Source organism: Aeromonas sp. R5-4 (assembly GCF_040908215.1).
GTDB lineage: Bacteria > Pseudomonadota > Gammaproteobacteria > Enterobacterales > Aeromonadaceae > Aeromonas > Aeromonas veronii.
In genome coordinates, this window is sequence record NZ_JBFODG010000034.1 from 154,503 (window position 1) to 169,819 (window position 15,317).

Here is a 15,317-nt window from a genome sequence, read left to right on the forward strand (position 1 = left end):
TCCTTTACAGTTTTGATACTATTTTCCCTGCGATTGCTCTGATGACAGGAACTGAAACACTATTACCAAATTGTTTATATGCTTGGGTATTAGACTTATTTGGTTGAAAATCTTCGGGAAACCCTTGCAACCGAGCGGCTTCCATGGGGCTGAGCTTACGCGGGTTTTTACCGGTCTGCTCGATTAATATTTCACTACCATCCTTGTAGTAGCGAGCAGAGATTGTATTGGTATATGGAGAAGAGTCATTTACAAGTCCAAAGCCAAAACCCTTTCCATTTTCTTTATTCTCTATTTTACGTCGCTGATGCCCTTCCCAGAGTCGATCGGAAATAGTTAGTTTTGGATCCGGATTTTTATCCAGAATGCTACCAACAGCAGTGCTCTCTGCAGTCGGAAGTGGATATTCAAAACTCTCTTGCTCACCATCTCGCCAGAGAACGATATAGATACGCTGTCTGTTCTGGGGGATGCCAAAATCTATTGAACGAAGAACCATTTTCTTGGCTTGATTCTGAATTTCTTTTGCAGAACCGTTAAAGATGGTGTCCTTGCTGATATTGCAGGAATATCCGATTTTTGTGAGCGTTCTGAGTACCACCTGCAGTGTGTAGCCCTTGTCATGGCTAATCAGTCCTTTGACGTTCTCCAGTAGTGCAAACCGAGGTTTTTTTGCCTCAAGAATATTTGCAATGTTATGGAAAAGTGTCCCTCTGGTATCGTCGATACCGAGCTTCAGCCCAGCATGCGAGAAAGGCTGACACGGAAAGCCTGCGAGCAGTATATCGTGAGCCGGAATATCGGCTGGGTTGATTTTGGTTATATCACCAAAAGGCATCTCCCCGTGGTTCATTTTGTATGTTTCTTGTGCTTTGGCATCAAACTCGGAGGAGAATACACACGCCCCACCATTTTGCTGGAAGCCAAGCCTCATACCGCCTATACCGGCGAAAAGATCGATAAACTTGAATTGGTTATCGATGTCAGGTTTCAGGGCATATTCAGCATAAATTTTGTTGTGGAAATGTTCCCTGTTTGAAAAAAGACCATTTTCCGAAAGCAAAGAAATGACATTTTTCTTGAGTTCGCTGGATGAAGTTAAATCTTTTTTTGCGAAAAAATCACCATCAAGTGCAATTGCATGCAACCACTGGTCGACTACCGCAGAGTTGGATGTACCTTCCGGAGTATGTTCGGTAGCCAAAGGCTCCAGCAAATCATAAGCTGACTGAATGAAGTTGCTGTGTTCTGTTTTCATTTATGCAATTACCAGATTCTGATTAGTGTATTGTTGGGGACAGAAATGACCATTCAGAAGATTAATGTTCCAAATGGATGTGACTGAATGCATGATATCTAACCCAATGCTGACAGATTTGGACATTAAAGTTTCTCGTAAGGTCTGTTTTTGCTCAAAATGGTCGTCACTTTAGCATTTCAGTAGATAGGGACCAACACTTTGGGGGAACTTGTCTGTTTACTGTGTTTTTATACAGCATTTTTTGTATGCAAACAAGCGAGGCGACATTGTGACAGATATCGTGAAGCCCCAAAAGCGCAGCGAGATGATGGCCGGTATTCGTAACCGGGATACCCGTCCCGAGAAGCGGGTGCGCGCCATGTTGCATCATGCCGGGTTTCGCTATCGCTTGCATAATACCGCCTTGCCGGGCACGCCGGATCTCTGGCTGGCGCGCTACCGTGCGGTGATCGAGGTGAATGGTTGTTTCTGGCATGGTCATGATTGTCATCTCTTCAGGCTGCCATCGAGCAGAACCGACTTCTGGCAAGCCAAGATCGCCAGCAATCGTGCGCGTGATGCCCGCCATCTGGCCGAGCTGGACAATTTGGGTATCCGCCGTCTGATCATCTGGGAGTGTGCCCTGAAAGGGCGTCTGCGCCATGATCCGGAGCGACTGCTCCTAGTTATCAGCTGGTGGCTGACCAGCGGCATCAGTCATGGCGAGATTGCCGGTGGCCGTGAACTGCAGATCGCCATGGATCATTCCCGTCCATATAGCTGACCGGATAGTACTCTCGGCCCAGCTTCCACCGCTTGTGAAAAGTGATTATTTTTTGTTGCCAAATCAGTAAGCTGTTGTCGTCTGTTACTCGTTTGAAAATCGCTCCGGTTTTCGTGATACAGCCCGACAGTGACAACCACAGGGAGGTGATGATGGATCCGGTTTCCTATCTTTTTTCGGCTTATCTCAATCTGGTACAGCAGCAGGTTGCGGATATCTATGGCACCGAGGCCAAGACGCTGGTGGTGCAGTATGAGGGGGAGTCGGTCCCGTTCTCTTTTCAGCTGTGGCAGATCCAGCAGCCGAGCGTTTGTCGTCCCTACCAGCAGGATGTTCGGCGTTTTAGCCAGTGCACGGTCAAGGCGTCCGCCCTGTTTCACAAGCTGTGCGATGACTTGACCCGGCAGGATGACAGCAGCTGGCAACTGCCCAAATTTCGCACCATGTACTGCTCGGCAGCCGTCAGTTATCGGCCCCTTATCGCCGAAATCAGGAGTGCCGAAATCGGGGATGCCAAACAGAGTCCGGCCAAGCTGGCGGAGCGCGCCTGTAATCAGGCGATTCTGGCGGCAATGGACAGTGACGATGAAGCCCTGCTGGCCCAGCGTGACAGAGCGTGCGCAGCGGTGCAGTAACGCGAATTTATCTGACCAGAACATTTGCGCTCGCTTTGCGCGCCACGGCACACATGGGCTTCCCCTTGCCGGGTATGATGGGGTAGCCCGCCGTGGCGGCAACAGTCGGATGTTTGCGGGTATATGCCGGTCACATCAGCCAGATCACCACCAGGAGGTAACCATGATCAGCCATATCGACCATCTGGTATTGACGGTCAGTGATATCGAACGGGCCGTGGCGTTTTACAGTTCGGTGCTCAATATGGAGGCCATCACCTTCGGTGCGGGGCGCCGGGCGGTAGGGTTTGGCAACCAGAAGATCAATCTGCAACTGCTTGGGCAGGAGCCGCGCAATCGGGCGCAGGTGGGGTCGGGGGATGTCTGCCTTATCACCCGCTGGCCGCTGGAGCAGGTGATGGCCCAGCTTGCCTGCCACGGGGTGGAGATTGTCGAGGGGCCGGTGACCAAAAGCGGCGCCTGCGGGCCGATAGAATCCATCTACTTCCTCGACCCTGACCAGAATCTGATAGAAGTGAGCCGTTATCCCTGACAGGGCTGGCGCGGCGCCTGACGGTGTAACACCTATCAGAGTCACTCTATTTCCTCGATCCGGATCAGAACCTGATAGAAGTCAGCATCTATACCTGAGCCCACCAAGCCATCACTCCCATAGCCATCATCAATAGAAAGGGGCCGTCAATTGACGGCCCCTTTCTTGTATCGCCATCGACCCAGCGCCAGTGGCTCTTTGCCGATACTCCAGAAACACCCTAGAAAGGCGCGCTGCTCTCATCGCTCTCCTGTAAAAACTGCTCCACTTCTGCCTGATAGACCGCATCAGGTTGACCGCTACTGGCAGGGGTTACGGTGGCAGGCCGGGCGACGGGAGGGGCGGTGAGGGTCTCCATCACCCGCTGCTGCAGATAGGGGTAGAAAGGGTTGGAAGAGGTGCGGGTGAGGGCGCCGGGGTTGACGATCAGCACACCGCGCTCGCCGCGCAGGGCCAGACCGCCGAGATTGATGCCGTATTGCTCCCGCTGCTGCGGGCGCGCCGCCATGCCATAGAGGGGGTCGTCCATCGGGAAGGGGAGCGCCACATGGGAGAGGGAGTAGATCTCTTTGGGATAATCGATACCCAGCGGGCGGAGCTGCTCAGGCTGATCTGCGCTGGCCAGCGTTCTGGCCTGCGTCGCGGGGGAGGCGGGGTCCACATTGCCCACCACGGTGAGGCGATAGTGCCCGGGGGCGTTTGGCAGCAAGCGGTGCAGCGCCAGCTCGGAGGCCGAGCTCATCAGCGGGCCAAACAGGGTACTGCGGTTGATATCAAACAGCACCAGTTCGCTGCCGTTGGCCGGCAGGTAGTGGTAGAGATCGGCAATGATGGAGCGAGTGCTGACGGTGTAGTCCATCACCGACTGGAAGGTGAGGGCGGGGGGAAATGCCGCCAGCTCGCCACTGGCGGCCAGCTGGCGCACCTGCTGCTGGATGGCGTGGGTCAGGCGATAGGACTGGCGCGCGCCGTTGACCGGGAACGAGTTGTATTTGAACGGGTTGAACTCCGGCATGGTGTCGAGCCAGGCGGCGTTGGCAAAGGCGGGCAGCAGGGCAGGTACGGCCTTGAGTCCGGCGAAGCGGGCAAAGCGGGTCACCCCGATCATCGGGGAGATCAGCACCAGCCGATCCGGTTTTGCCAGCGTGCCGCTCGGGTCGGCCAGCGCATCGAGCGCATATTTCACCGCCAGCGCGCCGCCGTTGGAAAAGCCCACCAGATGCAGCGGCCGCTTGCCCGGTGCCAGCAATCTGGCCTCCCGCACCGCGAGTCGGGTGGCGGCCAGCCAGGTCTCCCAATCCACATCCACGAGGCCAGCGGGTACGGTGCCGTGGCCGGGGATCCTCAGCCCCAGCGCGATAAAGCCCTGCTGCTGATAGCGTCTGGCCAGATGGCGCAGGCTGTAGGGGGAGTCGGTCAGGCCGTGCAGCAGCACCGCTACCCCTTTGACTTCCCCCTCGGGGCGCAGCAGGTAGGAGCGGTTCCAGTTCTGCTGAAAGCGGGCGGGATTGATGGGCGCGTCCTGATAGTAGCGATTGCTGGCCAGTTGCTGCTCCGGCGGTGTTTTGGCGACTACCTCGGTGGCCACCAGTTCGAACAGCTCTGCTTCGCGGGCCAGATAGGCTTGCCAGTCGCTGCTGTCGAGCTCATCGGCACTGAGTTCGGGGGGCACCACTGTGTGCCACAGCTGCAGCGGCGCTGCCTGCCAGGCGAAGTAGGCGATCACCGCCCATGCGGTCAGCAACAGCAGCAACAGGGTCAGCAGAGCACGGCGAACAAGGCGGCGAGTGTGAGCCAGCATGGTGCAATCCTTGGCGATAGAGATGGGGCCGCCTCTGGGCGGGCGAGTTTGGCGCAGCACATTGGGCGAAGCCAACCGGCTTAAAGCCTAATGGAAACAAGGTGATATGTATAGTTGATGGCGTTCGGCCGCGCTGGCTGTGGGCGCCGGATCCCGCCGCTTACATCAGGCTGGCCGTTCAAAGGTTGCATCGCGGCCCATCTGGCGGCGTGAACTTATCCGCAGATGCCCGTTTGGGCGCTGCGACCTTGCAACTATCTGCCCCTGAAAGGGGGCAATTATGCTACTGTAGCGGCGTTTTTTGATGGATAAGCTGGCATTGGCCTTTTTTGAAGATGGAATGGTATGCAGAACTTTGACGTAGTGAATTGGCTGATGCAGCAAACAGCCTCCCCGGCGCAGCCGGAACAGGCGATGGCACAACCGGGCTCGGCCCAGACCCTGTGGCAGGTGACTCATGCTGGCTAACGAATCCATGCGCCTGAACAAATACATCAGCGAGAGCGGCATCTGTTCGCGCCGCGAGGCCGACCGCTTTATCGAGCAGGGCCATGTCTTTATCAACGGCAAGCGCGCCGGGATTGGCGATCAGGTGCAGGTTGGCGATCTGGTCAAGGTGAACGGTCAGGTGATCGAGCCGCGCGAGGCGGACAGTCTGGTGCTGATCGCCCTCAACAAGCCTGTGGGCATCGTCAGTACCACAGAGGCGGGCGAGAAGGACAACATAGTCGATTTCGTCAACCACAGCACCCGGGTCTTCCCCATCGGGCGTCTCGACAAGGATTCGCAGGGGCTGATTTTCCTGACCAACCACGGCGATCTGGTCAACAAGATCTTGCGGGCGGGCAACGATCACGAGAAAGAGTATCTGGTGACCGTCGACAAGCCGGTGACCGACGAGTTTGTGCGCGGCATGGCGGCCGGGGTGCCGATCCTGGGTACTGTGACCAAGAAGTGCAAGGTGAAGAAAGAGGCGCCGTTCGTCTTTCGCATCACGCTAGTGCAGGGGCTGAATCGCCAGATCCGCCGTATGTGCGAGTACTTCGGTTTTGAAGTGACCAAGCTCGAGCGCATCCGCATCATGAACGTCAGCCTCAAGGGTCTGCCGGTGGGCGAGTGGCGCGATCTGACCGACGACGAGCTGATCGATCTGTTCAAGCTGATTGAGGACTCCTCCTCTGAGGTGAAACCGGCCAAAGGTGACAAGCCCAAGGCGGCCAAGGCTCCTGCGGCGCAAACCGCCAAACCGGGGCAGGGCAAGAAGCCGCGGCGCGATGACGATCACGAGATTGGCGGGCGTCCCAATGTGCCGGGCCCGGAAGCCTTCGAGAAGAAGCTGCCGGTGGGTAAGGGTGGCGCGGGCAAAGGTGCTGCCAATAAAGGCGGTGCTGGCAAAGGGGCACCCAAGGGTGGCAAACCGGCCGCAGGCAAGCCGCGCGCCGCTAACGCCGGACGGCAGAAGAAGGGGCGCTGAGTTGCTCCCCTGAGCGGTGTCAGCCTCGTCTTGTCACCCCCAGCACTGTTATCCCCAACACACCGGCCTCAGGCCGGTGTGTTGCTTTGGGCCGCAGCGCTGGTTGGGAGAGGTGCCGAAAGGGGCGGCTCGCTGGCGGTCGGTAACCGCATGACGCGGGGGTAGTGGTGCGGGTCGAGGCGCAGCACCAGCAGGCTCATCAGCAGAAGGCCCCCCAGCTGCCACTGCCAGGCGGCCGCGAAGTCGCCCACATAGTGATAGAGCCGTGCCGCCACCCAAGGGCCGGTGGCCGCCAGCATAAAGCCGAAGCCCTGCATCAGGGCGCTCAGGGTGCCCGCGCGGCGCGGGTCAGGCAGGTGATCGAGCGCAATCACCATGATCAGCGAAAAACTGCCGCCCAGACCGGCGCCGCACAGCATGCACCAGATAACGGGGGCCGCCTGTGGCGCCAGCCAGAGACCGGCAAATCCCGCCAGCTGTATGGCAATGGCAAGCCCCATCCACGGTCGCCGATCCAGATTGCGGGCGGCCAGCAGCGGCAGGCCGAGGCCGCTGGCAGTCTGGGCCAGCGCCAGCCAGGCGACCAGCTCGCCCGCCTGTGCGGCGCTCCAGCCCTGCGCCATATAGGCGGGGGCCAGCCAGGCCACGACGATGCCGTAGCCGCTGTTGATGATGCCAAAGCAGACGATCAGCAACCAGCTGCGGGGCAGGGTGATCAGCCGCTGTTCGCCGTGGAGAATGGCGACCGCGGCGGCCCGTGGCAGACGCACTTTCCACCCTAGCCAGACGAGGGCCAGCAGCACCGGTACGCTCCAGAGTGCCAGCGCGCGCGACCAGTCGAGGCTGGCCGCCAGCCTTGGGGTAAGGCTGGCTCCGAGCGCGCCACCTCCCATCATGCAGGCAGAGAAGATCCCCATCACCAGCGGCACCTTGTGGGCGAAGGCCTGCTTGATAAGGGCGGGCAGCACTCCCTGCACCAGTGCCGAACCAAGGCCGCAGAGCGCCGCGCTGGCGATCAGCAAGGCACCGCTTTGTGCATCGAAGCGCATGGCGCTGCCAATGCCGAGCAGCAGCAAGGCCAGCCCCAGCAGGGTGGTGGCACTGGCAAGGCTGCGCAGGCGGGGGGTGAGCAGCACACCAATCCCGATCAGCCAGAGCGGCAGCAGGGTGAGCCAGGCGAGGGTGTCCATCCCCAGCGACAGGGTGCGGCCAATCTCGCCGCTCAGCGGGCCGATGGCGGTAAGAAAGGGGCGCAGATTCAGGCCAATCAGGATCACCAGCACCAGCAGGGCAGTCTGGCCTGCGGGTTGATCCGTATTTCGTTGATTCATCGGGTGTAGTTTCCGGTTCTGAGAGAGACATGGGGCATTGGGGACACGGAGTCATCGGGGCTGAACATGGCAGATCACCGTCAAAGGAGGCAAAAACGCCAGCCTAGCGGGGTCTAAAGTCATTTGGAAATTAAATGATAGAATGGGCTTCAGTGGTTTTGTAAATGGAGTGCCCCATGCTGGATCCCCTGTTACTGCGCAGTTTTGTCGCCATTATCGACACCGGCAGCTTTACCCGGGCCGGTGAACGGGTCCATCTGACCCAATCCACCATCAGCCAGCAGATCCGCCGCCTTGAGCAGCAGCTTGGCTGCCCGCTGCTCGATCGTGCTGGTCGGCAGGTGGTGGCGACGGCGGAGGGGGAAAAATTGCTGGGGCTGGCCCGCCGCATTCTGGCGCTGCTGGCGCAGGCCGAAGAACAAGTGACGGAAGGGAGCGTGGCGCTCAGCCTCGGGGTGCCGGAGGATTTCGCCGCCGGCGCCATCACTCCTGTGCTGGCCGCCTTTGCCCGTGACTACCCCGAGGTGCGGCTGGAGGTGCAAAGCGGCCTGAGCCACGAGATCTGGCAGCGCTTCGAGGCGGGGGAGCTGGATCTGGCGCTGGTCAAGCAGACTCGCGGTCAGGGTTCGCCCCTTGCCAGCTGGCGCGAGCCGCTGGTGTGGGTCGATAGTCACGACTGGCCGGCACGGGAACGGGATCCGCTGCCGCTGGTGGTGTTCCCGAGCGAAGGGCTCTATCGGCGGCAGATGACCGAGGCGCTTGATGGTCTGGGTCGGCGCTGGCGCGTCGCCTATGTCAGCGCCAGCCTCGCCAGTTTGCAGGGGGCGGTGAGCGCGGGGATAGGGGTGAGCTTGCTACCCAAACGGCTGATGCCCGCCGATCAGCTGGCCCTGACCCAGTGGCCCAAGGTGGCGTCGGTGGAGCTGGCGCTCCATGCCAGGGTAGGCGGGAGCGAGCCGCTTAGCCGCTTGAGCGCGGCCCTGATCGCCCTCTGTGACGAGGTGATGGGGCCGCAGTAACTTGTGGTATGGGGAAAACTGAAGTCGGAAAGATAAACGGGGGGATCAGTGATCCTTCCCCTCCGCCAGCTTGCGCTCGTAATCCTGTTTCACGATGGCCAGCGCCGCCAGCACCAGTTCTGGGGCCAGCTGGTTGGTCTCCAGCAGTTCAATCAGATCCACCGCGAGTTTCACCTCGGGCGGGGCAGTTTCCAGTGACATGGGCAGGGTTCCGGTTGCGGGAAGAGGAGGGATTATACAGGGGCGCCGCCGTTGGCCGAAAGCGCCCGCTATATCAGGCAGGGGAATCACCAAGGTCAGAGGTGCTGGCGCATCTCCTTGTCGATCTCCTCGCGCAGGGCGATGAGCTTTTTGGCGTACTGCTGCAACTGCAGATCGCTGTCGCTCACCGGCTGCCACTGGGGCACCGGGGTTGGTTTGCCCTGCTCATCCATCGCCACAAAGATGATGATGCAGTGGGTGGTCTTGTGGTGCTCGGTGTCGGTGGGGTGGCGGCTGTAGACATCCACCGCCAGATGCATGCTGGTGGTGCCGGTGTGGATCACCTGGGCGTGCACCTCTACCAGCTGGCCAATCTGGATGGGGCGCAAAAAGCGGATCCCCCCCACATAGACGGTCACCGCATAGCCGCCACACCAGCCGGCGGCGCAGGCATAGCCCGCCTGATCGATCCACTTCATCACCATGCCGCCGTGGACCTTGCCGCCGAAATTGACGTCGGAGGGTTCGGCCAGAAATTGCAGGGTCAGTTCGCGATTGGGCACAGTTACATCCTTATTGCCTGAAGGGTTTCCCTGAGCTTTGCCCCATCGGCCTGCCCGGTCAAGGGTTCATCCCCGATTCAGGGGGGCGGGGTCACTATCTTGCTCTATCGACGGGAACATAGCCGCAGGAGTGACACCATGAAACAGATGCTGGAACAGTTGCTGGGGGCTGGCAAAGGCTGGCTCAACGAAGGCGGAGACAAGCGCAAGGGGCAGATGCAGGGGGCGCTGGCCGGTGGTGCGCTCGGTCTGTTGCTGGGCAATAAAAAAGTGCGCAAATATGGCGGTAAGGCCGCTGCCGTGGGCGGCGCTGCGGCCCTTGGCGGGCTGGCCTACAAGCTCTATCAGGATTGGCAGGCCCAGCAGGCGGCGCCCGTCCAGCCCACCCATCCCATCAGTGGGTTGGAAGGCAATGCGCTGGATGCCCGCGCGGCGCTTTTGGTGCGCGCCATGGTGGCTGCGGCCCGGGCCGATGGCCATATCGACGGTGCCGAGCGCCAGAAAATTCAGGAGTACCTGACCGAACAGGGCCAGAGCGATGTCGCCCGCTGGATTGACGCCGAGCTGGCCCGTCCCCTCGATCCCCACGCGCTGGCGCGGGAAGTGACCGACATGGAGCTGGCCACCGAGGTCTATCTCGCCTCCCTGCTTGCCATCGAGGTGGATCACTTTATGGAGCGAGGCTATCTCGACGAGCTGGCACGGGCCCTCAAACTCGATGACAACCTGAAAGGAAGCATCGAGCGGCAGGTGGCCCAACTTAACGCCCCCGCCTGATATCCCTCATCGCCATGGATTGCCGATAACGCCCCGCTCAAGGGGCGTTGTTGTTTAGGTTGCTCGTCAAAAGATACGGATGAGCCTATTTGGATTGCGGGACACAGCCCCTAAGATGGCGCAGGACCATCACCATTTTTGCAAGGAGCAACCGTTGGAGATACGCAAGGCAAGCGAACTGGATATCGACGCCATTGTCGAGCTGAACCGGCAGATTGGAGAGATCCACCATCAGCACTATCCCGAAGTGTTCTGCCCCCCTTCGCCAGAGGAGCGGGAGTTTTTGCTGAGCGCCATCGGCGTGGAAGGGCGTCTGTTCTGCGTTGCCGAGCAGGATGGCATGGTGGTGGGCTTTTTGACGGCGCGGATCGATATCAATGAGAGCGTGCCATTTCTCACCCGTGCGCCGATTTGCCGTATCGGCTCCGTGGTGGTGGATGAGCAGCGCCGCTCTCGCGGGATTGGCAAGGCGCTGATCGCCCATTGCGATGAGTGGGCCAAGGCCCGTGATGCTCAGCAAATCCGGCTGGAGGTGATGGCCTTCAACGAGCGCGCCCAAGCGCTCTACGAGGCGCTGGGCTTCAAGGTGCAGTCGCAGATCATGGCCAGATAACCAGTTTCTGATGGCGAGCCAAGGCGCGTCACTCCCCAACTACACAGGCCCGCTACGGGCCTTTGTTCGTTTCGTCAGCGGCTCTTTGCCACGTTACTTTTCACCGAGTTGTGCGGCAATCAGTGCGGCCAGCCGGGTGAGGGCCTGCTCCAGCTGTTCGCTCCAGGGATGGGAGCTATTGAGGCGCAAGCAGTGGTTGTGTTGCCCCTGACTGGAAAAGAGGGCGCCGGGGGCTACTGAAAAACCACTGCCCAGAGCCTTGGCGTGCAAGGCGCGGCTGTCGAAATGGGCAGGCAGCGCCAGCCAGAGAAAGTAGCCGCCATCGGGGGAGGAGATCCGTACCTCGTCCGGCAACAGCCGTTGCAGGGCCGCCCGCATCTGCTGCTGGCGCTGGGCCAGGGTGTGGCGCAGGCGGCGAAAGTGGGCATCGACCCCGCCCTGGCGCAGCATCTCGGCCAGCGCCAGCTGGCTCGGTACATTGGTGGAGAGGGTGGACATCAGTTGCAGCCGCTGCACCCGCTCGGCATGGGGCCCCGCCACTACCCAGCCGACCCGAAAGCCCGGTGCCAGACACTTGGAAAAGGAGCTGCAGAGCAGGCTGTCGCCACGCTGATCCCAGTGGCGGATCGGCTTGGGACGTTCGCGGCCGAAGTAGACCTCCGCATAGACGTCATCCTCCACCAGCGGCACCCCGTGGCTGTTGAGCAGTGCCATCAGCCCCTGTTTGTGTGCATCGGGCATGGTGTGGCCGAGCGGGTGCTGCACATTGCCCATCAGCCAGCACGCCTTGACCGGAATGCGGGTGAGGGCGTCAGCCAGCAGGTCGAGATCGATGCCCACCCCCGGAATGACCGGGATCTCCACCGCCTTGAGTTTCAGCCGCTCGATGGCCTGCAGGGCGCCATAGAAGGTGGGGGACTCCACCACCACCCAGTCACCGGGCTCGGTCAGCACCTGCAGGCTGAGGGAGAGCGCCTCCATGGCACCTGTGGTGATGATGATCTCCTGCGGATTGACCGTCACCCCGTCGCTGGCGTAACGCTGGGCGATGGCGCGGCGCAGCGCTTCGTTGCCGGGGGGCAGGTCGGCCACTGTGCTGAAGGGATCGAGCTTGCGCATGCAGCTGGCCAGGGCCCGCCCGAGCTGGGGATGGGGGAACAGGGTCGGATCGGCCACCGACATGCCAAGGGGCACCAGATCCCGCGATTTGCTCGCCTGCAACACCTCGAACACCAGATCGTTGATATCCACCGAGCCGCTGTAGTGGGTCTGGCTCGGCGTGTGCTGCACGACCTGTGGTGAGGCGGCTTTGACGTAGTAGCCGGACTGGGGGCGGGCGAGGATCCGCCCCTGACTTTCGAGCAGTTGATAGGCCTGCAATACCGTCATGGGGCTGAGCCCGTGGGTCTTGCAGCTCTGGCGAATGGAGGGGATGCGCTCCCCCGGTTGCCAGATGCCATCGTCGATCTGGCTTTGCAGGCGGTCGGCCAACTGCTGGTAAAGGGACATGATCTGGATCAACTGTTATAGGTGTAATTCAATATAACTGCATCTGTTATAGGTGTCATGCTCCGTGATGTACTTGTCACGCACGAAACGTGCAAGGCAAATACAACAAAAGAGAGTGACGCATGATCAATCCGGATGACGTGGTCAGCCTGTCGCGCCTGCAATTTGGCGCCACGGCCCTGTTCCACTTCCTGTTTGTGCCCCTCACGCTGGGGCTGTCCTGGATCCTGGTGATCGCCGAGTCGGCCTATGTGATGACTGGCAAGGTGATCTATCAGGACATCACCCGCTTCTGGGGCAAACTGTTTGGCATCAACTTCGTCATGGGGGTCACCACGGGGATCACCATGGAGTTCCAGTTCGGCACCAACTGGGCTTACTACTCCCACTATGTGGGGGACATCTTCGGTACTCCGCTGGCCATCGAGGGGCTGATGGCCTTCTTCCTCGAATCGACCCTGGTGGGGCTCTTCTTCTTCGGCTGGGACAAGCTCTCCCGCGGCAAGCACCTGCTGGTGACCATGCTGGTGGCGCTCGGCTCCAATCTCTCCGCGCTCTGGATCCTGATCGGCAATGGTTGGATGCAAAACCCGGTGGGGGCCGAGTTCAACCTGCTGACCCAGCGCATGGAGCTGGTGGATATCGCCGCCGTGCTGTTCAACCCGGTGGCGCAGGTGAAGTTCGTTCACACCGTCGCGGCGGGCTATGTGGCCGCCTCCATGTTCGTGATGGGGGTGAGCAGCTGGTATCTGCTGCGCAAGACCGAGGTGCAGTTCGCCCTGCGCTCCTTCGCCATCGCCTCCGGTTTCGGGCTGGCGGCCATCCTCTCGGTCATTGTGCTCGGGGATGAGTCTGGCTATCGCACCGGCGAGGTGCAGAAGGTCAAGCTCGCCGCCATCGAGGCGGAGTGGGAGACCGAGCCAGCGCCAGCTTCCTTTACCCTGTTCGGCTTCCCGGATCAGCAGGGAGAGACCACCCATGCCGCCATCAAGATCCCGTATCTGATGGGGATCATCGCTACCCGCTCCATCGACGAGGCTGTGACCGGCCTCAAGGATATCAAGGTGCAGAACGAGGCGCGCATTCGCAGCGGCATGGTGGCAGCCGAGGCCCTCGAGCAGATCCGGCAGGGTGATGACAGCCCGGACAACCGCGCCCGCTTCGAGCAGCACGGCAAGGATCTTGGCTACGGCATGCTGCTCACCCCCTATGCCAGCAATATTGCCAAGGCCGGTGAGGCGGAGATTGCCAAAGCGGTCGATGACTCCATCCCGCCAGTGGCGCCGCTGTTCTGGGGCTTTCGGGTGATGGTGGGGCTTGGCGTCACCATGCTGGGGCTGATGGTAGTGAGCTTTGTTCAGCTCTGCCGCAACCGGCTGCAAGACTCGCCACTGCTGCTCAAGACCCTGCTCTGGAGCATTCCGCTGCCCTGGATTGCCATCGAGGCGGGCTGGCTGGTGGCCGAGCTCGGCCGTCAACCCTGGACCATCAGCGATGTGCTGCCGGTGTCGGCCTCGGTCTCTTTGCTTCAGCCGGGCCAACTCTGGTTCAGCCTCATTGCCATCTGTTCCATCTACACCCTGTTGCTGGTGGTGGAGCTGTTCCTGTTGCGCCGGGTGATCCGCAAGGGGCCCGCCATTCTCCATACCGGCCGCTACAGCGGTGAACAACCCGAACTTGCGAGGATCGCCTGATGGATTACGCAACCCTGAAACTCATCTGGTGGGCGCTGGTGCTCTTCATGATGGTCGGTTTTATCGTGATGGATGGCTTCGATCTCGGCATCGCCATGCTGCTGCCGGTGGTGTCGAAAGATGACGACGACCGCCGTCTGGTGATCAACAGCGTGGGGCCGGTGTGGGAGGGCAATCAGGTGTGGCTGATTGCCGGTGCCGGTGCCCTGTTCGCCGCCTGGCCGCTGGTTTATGCCGCCGCCTTCTCGGGGCTTTACATCCCCATGGTGGTGCTGCTGCTCGGGCTATTTTTGCGTCCGGTCGGCTTTGACTATCGCAGCAAGCTGGCCGATCCGGTGTGGCGCCGCTGGTGGGATCGGGCGCTGGTGGCCGGTGGCCTGATACCGGCGCTCATCCTCGGTGCGGCTATCGGTCTGGTGATGGAGGGGCTGCCGTTTCGCTTCGACACGGCGCTGCGTCTGCACTATGGCGCGTTCGACTTCCACTGGGGCTGGCTGCTCTCGGTGCTGGCCACTGCCATCAGCCTGTTGCTGCTGCACGGCGCCGGTTTTCTGCAAGCCAAGGTGACTGGCACTCCTGCACTGCGCGCACGGGGGATCGCCATCCTGCTGGCCCCGTTGGTGAGCCTCTGCTACCTGCTGGCCGGCTGGCATCTGGTGGATCTGCAAGGGTTTCAGCTGACCGGTGTCGGCACACAACCCTTTGACCCGAATGCCGCCATCAGCCCGCTGATGAAGGGGGTGATCCCCCACGCCGGTGGCTGGCTGCGCAACTACTTTGACTATCCGCTGCTGTGGCTGGTGCCGATCATCGGGACGCTGGCGCCGCTGGTGAGCGGGATTGCCTCCTGGCTGGAGCGGGGCCGGATTGCGCTGCTGGCCAGCGCCATTGCCTGCGCCGCCATGCTCTGCTCGGTGGCCATCGCCCTGTTCCCCTTCGTGCTGCCCTCATCCCTCGATGCGGTCAGCAGCCTGACCCTGTGGGACAGCACCTCCAGCTACAAGACCCTGGCCATCATGTTCGGCCTTGTGCTGGTGCTGATGCCGGTCAACCTGGGCTACACCGGCTGGGTCTATCGGGTGGTGCGCGGCAAGCTCGACCGTGCCCGCATCAAGCGCGACAGCCATCAACTCTACTGACCTCA

16 protein-coding genes are annotated in these 15,317 nt (G+C 60.6%); 10 read left to right on the forward strand and 6 right to left on the reverse strand.

The window, feature by feature from the left end; genetic code table 11:
* Positions 1 to 4: 4 nt before the first annotated feature.
* Positions 5 to 1,258 (reverse strand): DNA cytosine methyltransferase, encoded by a 1,254-nt coding sequence (locus tag AB5Y83_RS19210; protein WP_252413366.1) that lies wholly within the window; start codon positions 1,256 to 1,258, stop codon positions 5 to 7.
* A gap of 271 nt (positions 1,259 to 1,529) precedes the next feature.
* Between AB5Y83_RS19210 and AB5Y83_RS19215 the strand changes: the two genes are divergently transcribed.
* From AB5Y83_RS19215 to AB5Y83_RS19225, 3 genes are all read left to right on the forward strand, one after another.
* A complete protein-coding gene (locus tag AB5Y83_RS19215) occupies positions 1,530 to 2,024 on the forward strand; it encodes a very short patch repair endonuclease (protein WP_368175774.1) in 495 nt (164 codons plus the stop codon).
* 152 nt (positions 2,025 to 2,176) lie between these two features.
* On the forward strand, positions 2,177 to 2,659 hold the full coding sequence (locus AB5Y83_RS19220) for a hypothetical protein (protein ID WP_368175841.1): 483 nt from the start codon (positions 2,177 to 2,179) through the stop codon (positions 2,657 to 2,659).
* 163 nt (positions 2,660 to 2,822) lie between these two features.
* Positions 2,823 to 3,191, forward strand: a complete 369-nt coding sequence (locus AB5Y83_RS19225) for a VOC family protein (RefSeq protein WP_100653477.1) — start codon at positions 2,823 to 2,825, stop codon at positions 3,189 to 3,191.
* 220 nt (positions 3,192 to 3,411) lie between these two features.
* Here the strand turns inward: AB5Y83_RS19225 and AB5Y83_RS19230 are convergent, their stop codons facing one another.
* The gene (locus AB5Y83_RS19230; protein ID WP_368175775.1) at positions 3,412 to 4,992 is read right to left on the reverse strand and encodes an alpha/beta hydrolase; all 1,581 of its coding nucleotides are present in this window, start codon (positions 4,990 to 4,992) and stop codon (positions 3,412 to 3,414) included.
* Between the two features lie 345 nt (positions 4,993 to 5,337).
* On the opposite strand from AB5Y83_RS19230, the gene AB5Y83_RS19235 reads away from it, so the two are divergent.
* Positions 5,338 to 5,460 carry a hypothetical protein gene (locus AB5Y83_RS19235; RefSeq protein WP_257700452.1) on the forward strand — a complete coding sequence of 41 codons (123 nt, stop codon included), beginning with the start codon at positions 5,338 to 5,340 and terminating at the stop codon, positions 5,458 to 5,460.
* Positions 5,450 to 6,466: a 23S rRNA pseudouridine(2604) synthase RluF gene (gene rluF / locus AB5Y83_RS19240; protein ID WP_368175776.1), complete on the forward strand. Its 1,017-nt coding sequence runs from the start codon at positions 5,450 to 5,452 to the stop codon at positions 6,464 to 6,466. Before AB5Y83_RS19235 ends, rluF begins: the two co-directional genes overlap by 11 nt.
* Before the next feature lie 68 nt (positions 6,467 to 6,534).
* On the opposite strand, the gene AB5Y83_RS19245 is transcribed toward rluF, so the two are convergent.
* Complete coding sequence (locus AB5Y83_RS19245; protein ID WP_368175777.1) at positions 6,535 to 7,797, reverse strand: cyanate transporter; 1,263 nt, start codon at positions 7,795 to 7,797, stop codon at positions 6,535 to 6,537.
* Positions 7,798 to 7,973: 176 nt separating this feature from the next.
* Between AB5Y83_RS19245 and AB5Y83_RS19250 the strand changes: the two genes are divergently transcribed.
* The gene (locus tag AB5Y83_RS19250) at positions 7,974 to 8,816 is read left to right on the forward strand and encodes a LysR family transcriptional regulator (RefSeq protein ID WP_368175778.1); all 843 of its coding nucleotides are present in this window, start codon (positions 7,974 to 7,976) and stop codon (positions 8,814 to 8,816) included.
* Between the two features lie 45 nt (positions 8,817 to 8,861).
* On the opposite strand, the gene rsmS is transcribed toward AB5Y83_RS19250, so the two are convergent.
* Both rsmS and AB5Y83_RS19260 read right to left on the reverse strand, forming a co-directional pair.
* A complete protein-coding gene (gene rsmS / locus AB5Y83_RS19255; RefSeq protein WP_074042636.1) occupies positions 8,862 to 9,017 on the reverse strand; it encodes a pleiotropic regulatory protein RsmS in 156 nt (51 codons plus the stop codon).
* Positions 9,018 to 9,112: 95 nt separating this feature from the next.
* Entirely contained in the window at positions 9,113 to 9,580 is a 468-nt protein-coding gene (locus tag AB5Y83_RS19260; protein WP_368175779.1) for an acyl-CoA thioesterase, read from the reverse strand.
* 138 nt (positions 9,581 to 9,718) lie between these two features.
* On the opposite strand from AB5Y83_RS19260, the gene AB5Y83_RS19265 reads away from it, so the two are divergent.
* The gene (locus tag AB5Y83_RS19265) at positions 9,719 to 10,357 is read left to right on the forward strand and encodes a tellurite resistance TerB family protein (protein ID WP_252413371.1); all 639 of its coding nucleotides are present in this window, start codon (positions 9,719 to 9,721) and stop codon (positions 10,355 to 10,357) included.
* 154 nt (positions 10,358 to 10,511) lie between these two features.
* Entirely contained in the window at positions 10,512 to 10,970 is a 459-nt protein-coding gene (locus AB5Y83_RS19270; RefSeq protein ID WP_201973071.1) for a GNAT family N-acetyltransferase, read from the forward strand.
* A gap of 93 nt (positions 10,971 to 11,063) precedes the next feature.
* On the opposite strand, the gene AB5Y83_RS19275 is transcribed toward AB5Y83_RS19270, so the two are convergent.
* On the reverse strand, positions 11,064 to 12,479 hold the full coding sequence (locus AB5Y83_RS19275; protein ID WP_368175780.1) for a PLP-dependent aminotransferase family protein: 1,416 nt from the start codon (positions 12,477 to 12,479) through the stop codon (positions 11,064 to 11,066).
* A gap of 122 nt (positions 12,480 to 12,601) precedes the next feature.
* On the opposite strand from AB5Y83_RS19275, the gene AB5Y83_RS19280 reads away from it, so the two are divergent.
* Together AB5Y83_RS19280 and cydB are read left to right on the forward strand one after the other, a co-directional pair.
* Positions 12,602 to 14,173 (forward strand): cytochrome ubiquinol oxidase subunit I, encoded by a 1,572-nt coding sequence (locus tag AB5Y83_RS19280; protein ID WP_368175781.1) that lies wholly within the window; start codon positions 12,602 to 12,604, stop codon positions 14,171 to 14,173.
* On the forward strand, positions 14,173 to 15,312 hold the full coding sequence (gene cydB / locus AB5Y83_RS19285; RefSeq protein ID WP_106843987.1) for a cytochrome d ubiquinol oxidase subunit II: 1,140 nt from the start codon (positions 14,173 to 14,175) through the stop codon (positions 15,310 to 15,312). The genes AB5Y83_RS19280 and cydB overlap by 1 nt, the downstream gene beginning before the upstream one ends.
* Positions 15,313 to 15,317: the final 5 nt, after the last annotated feature.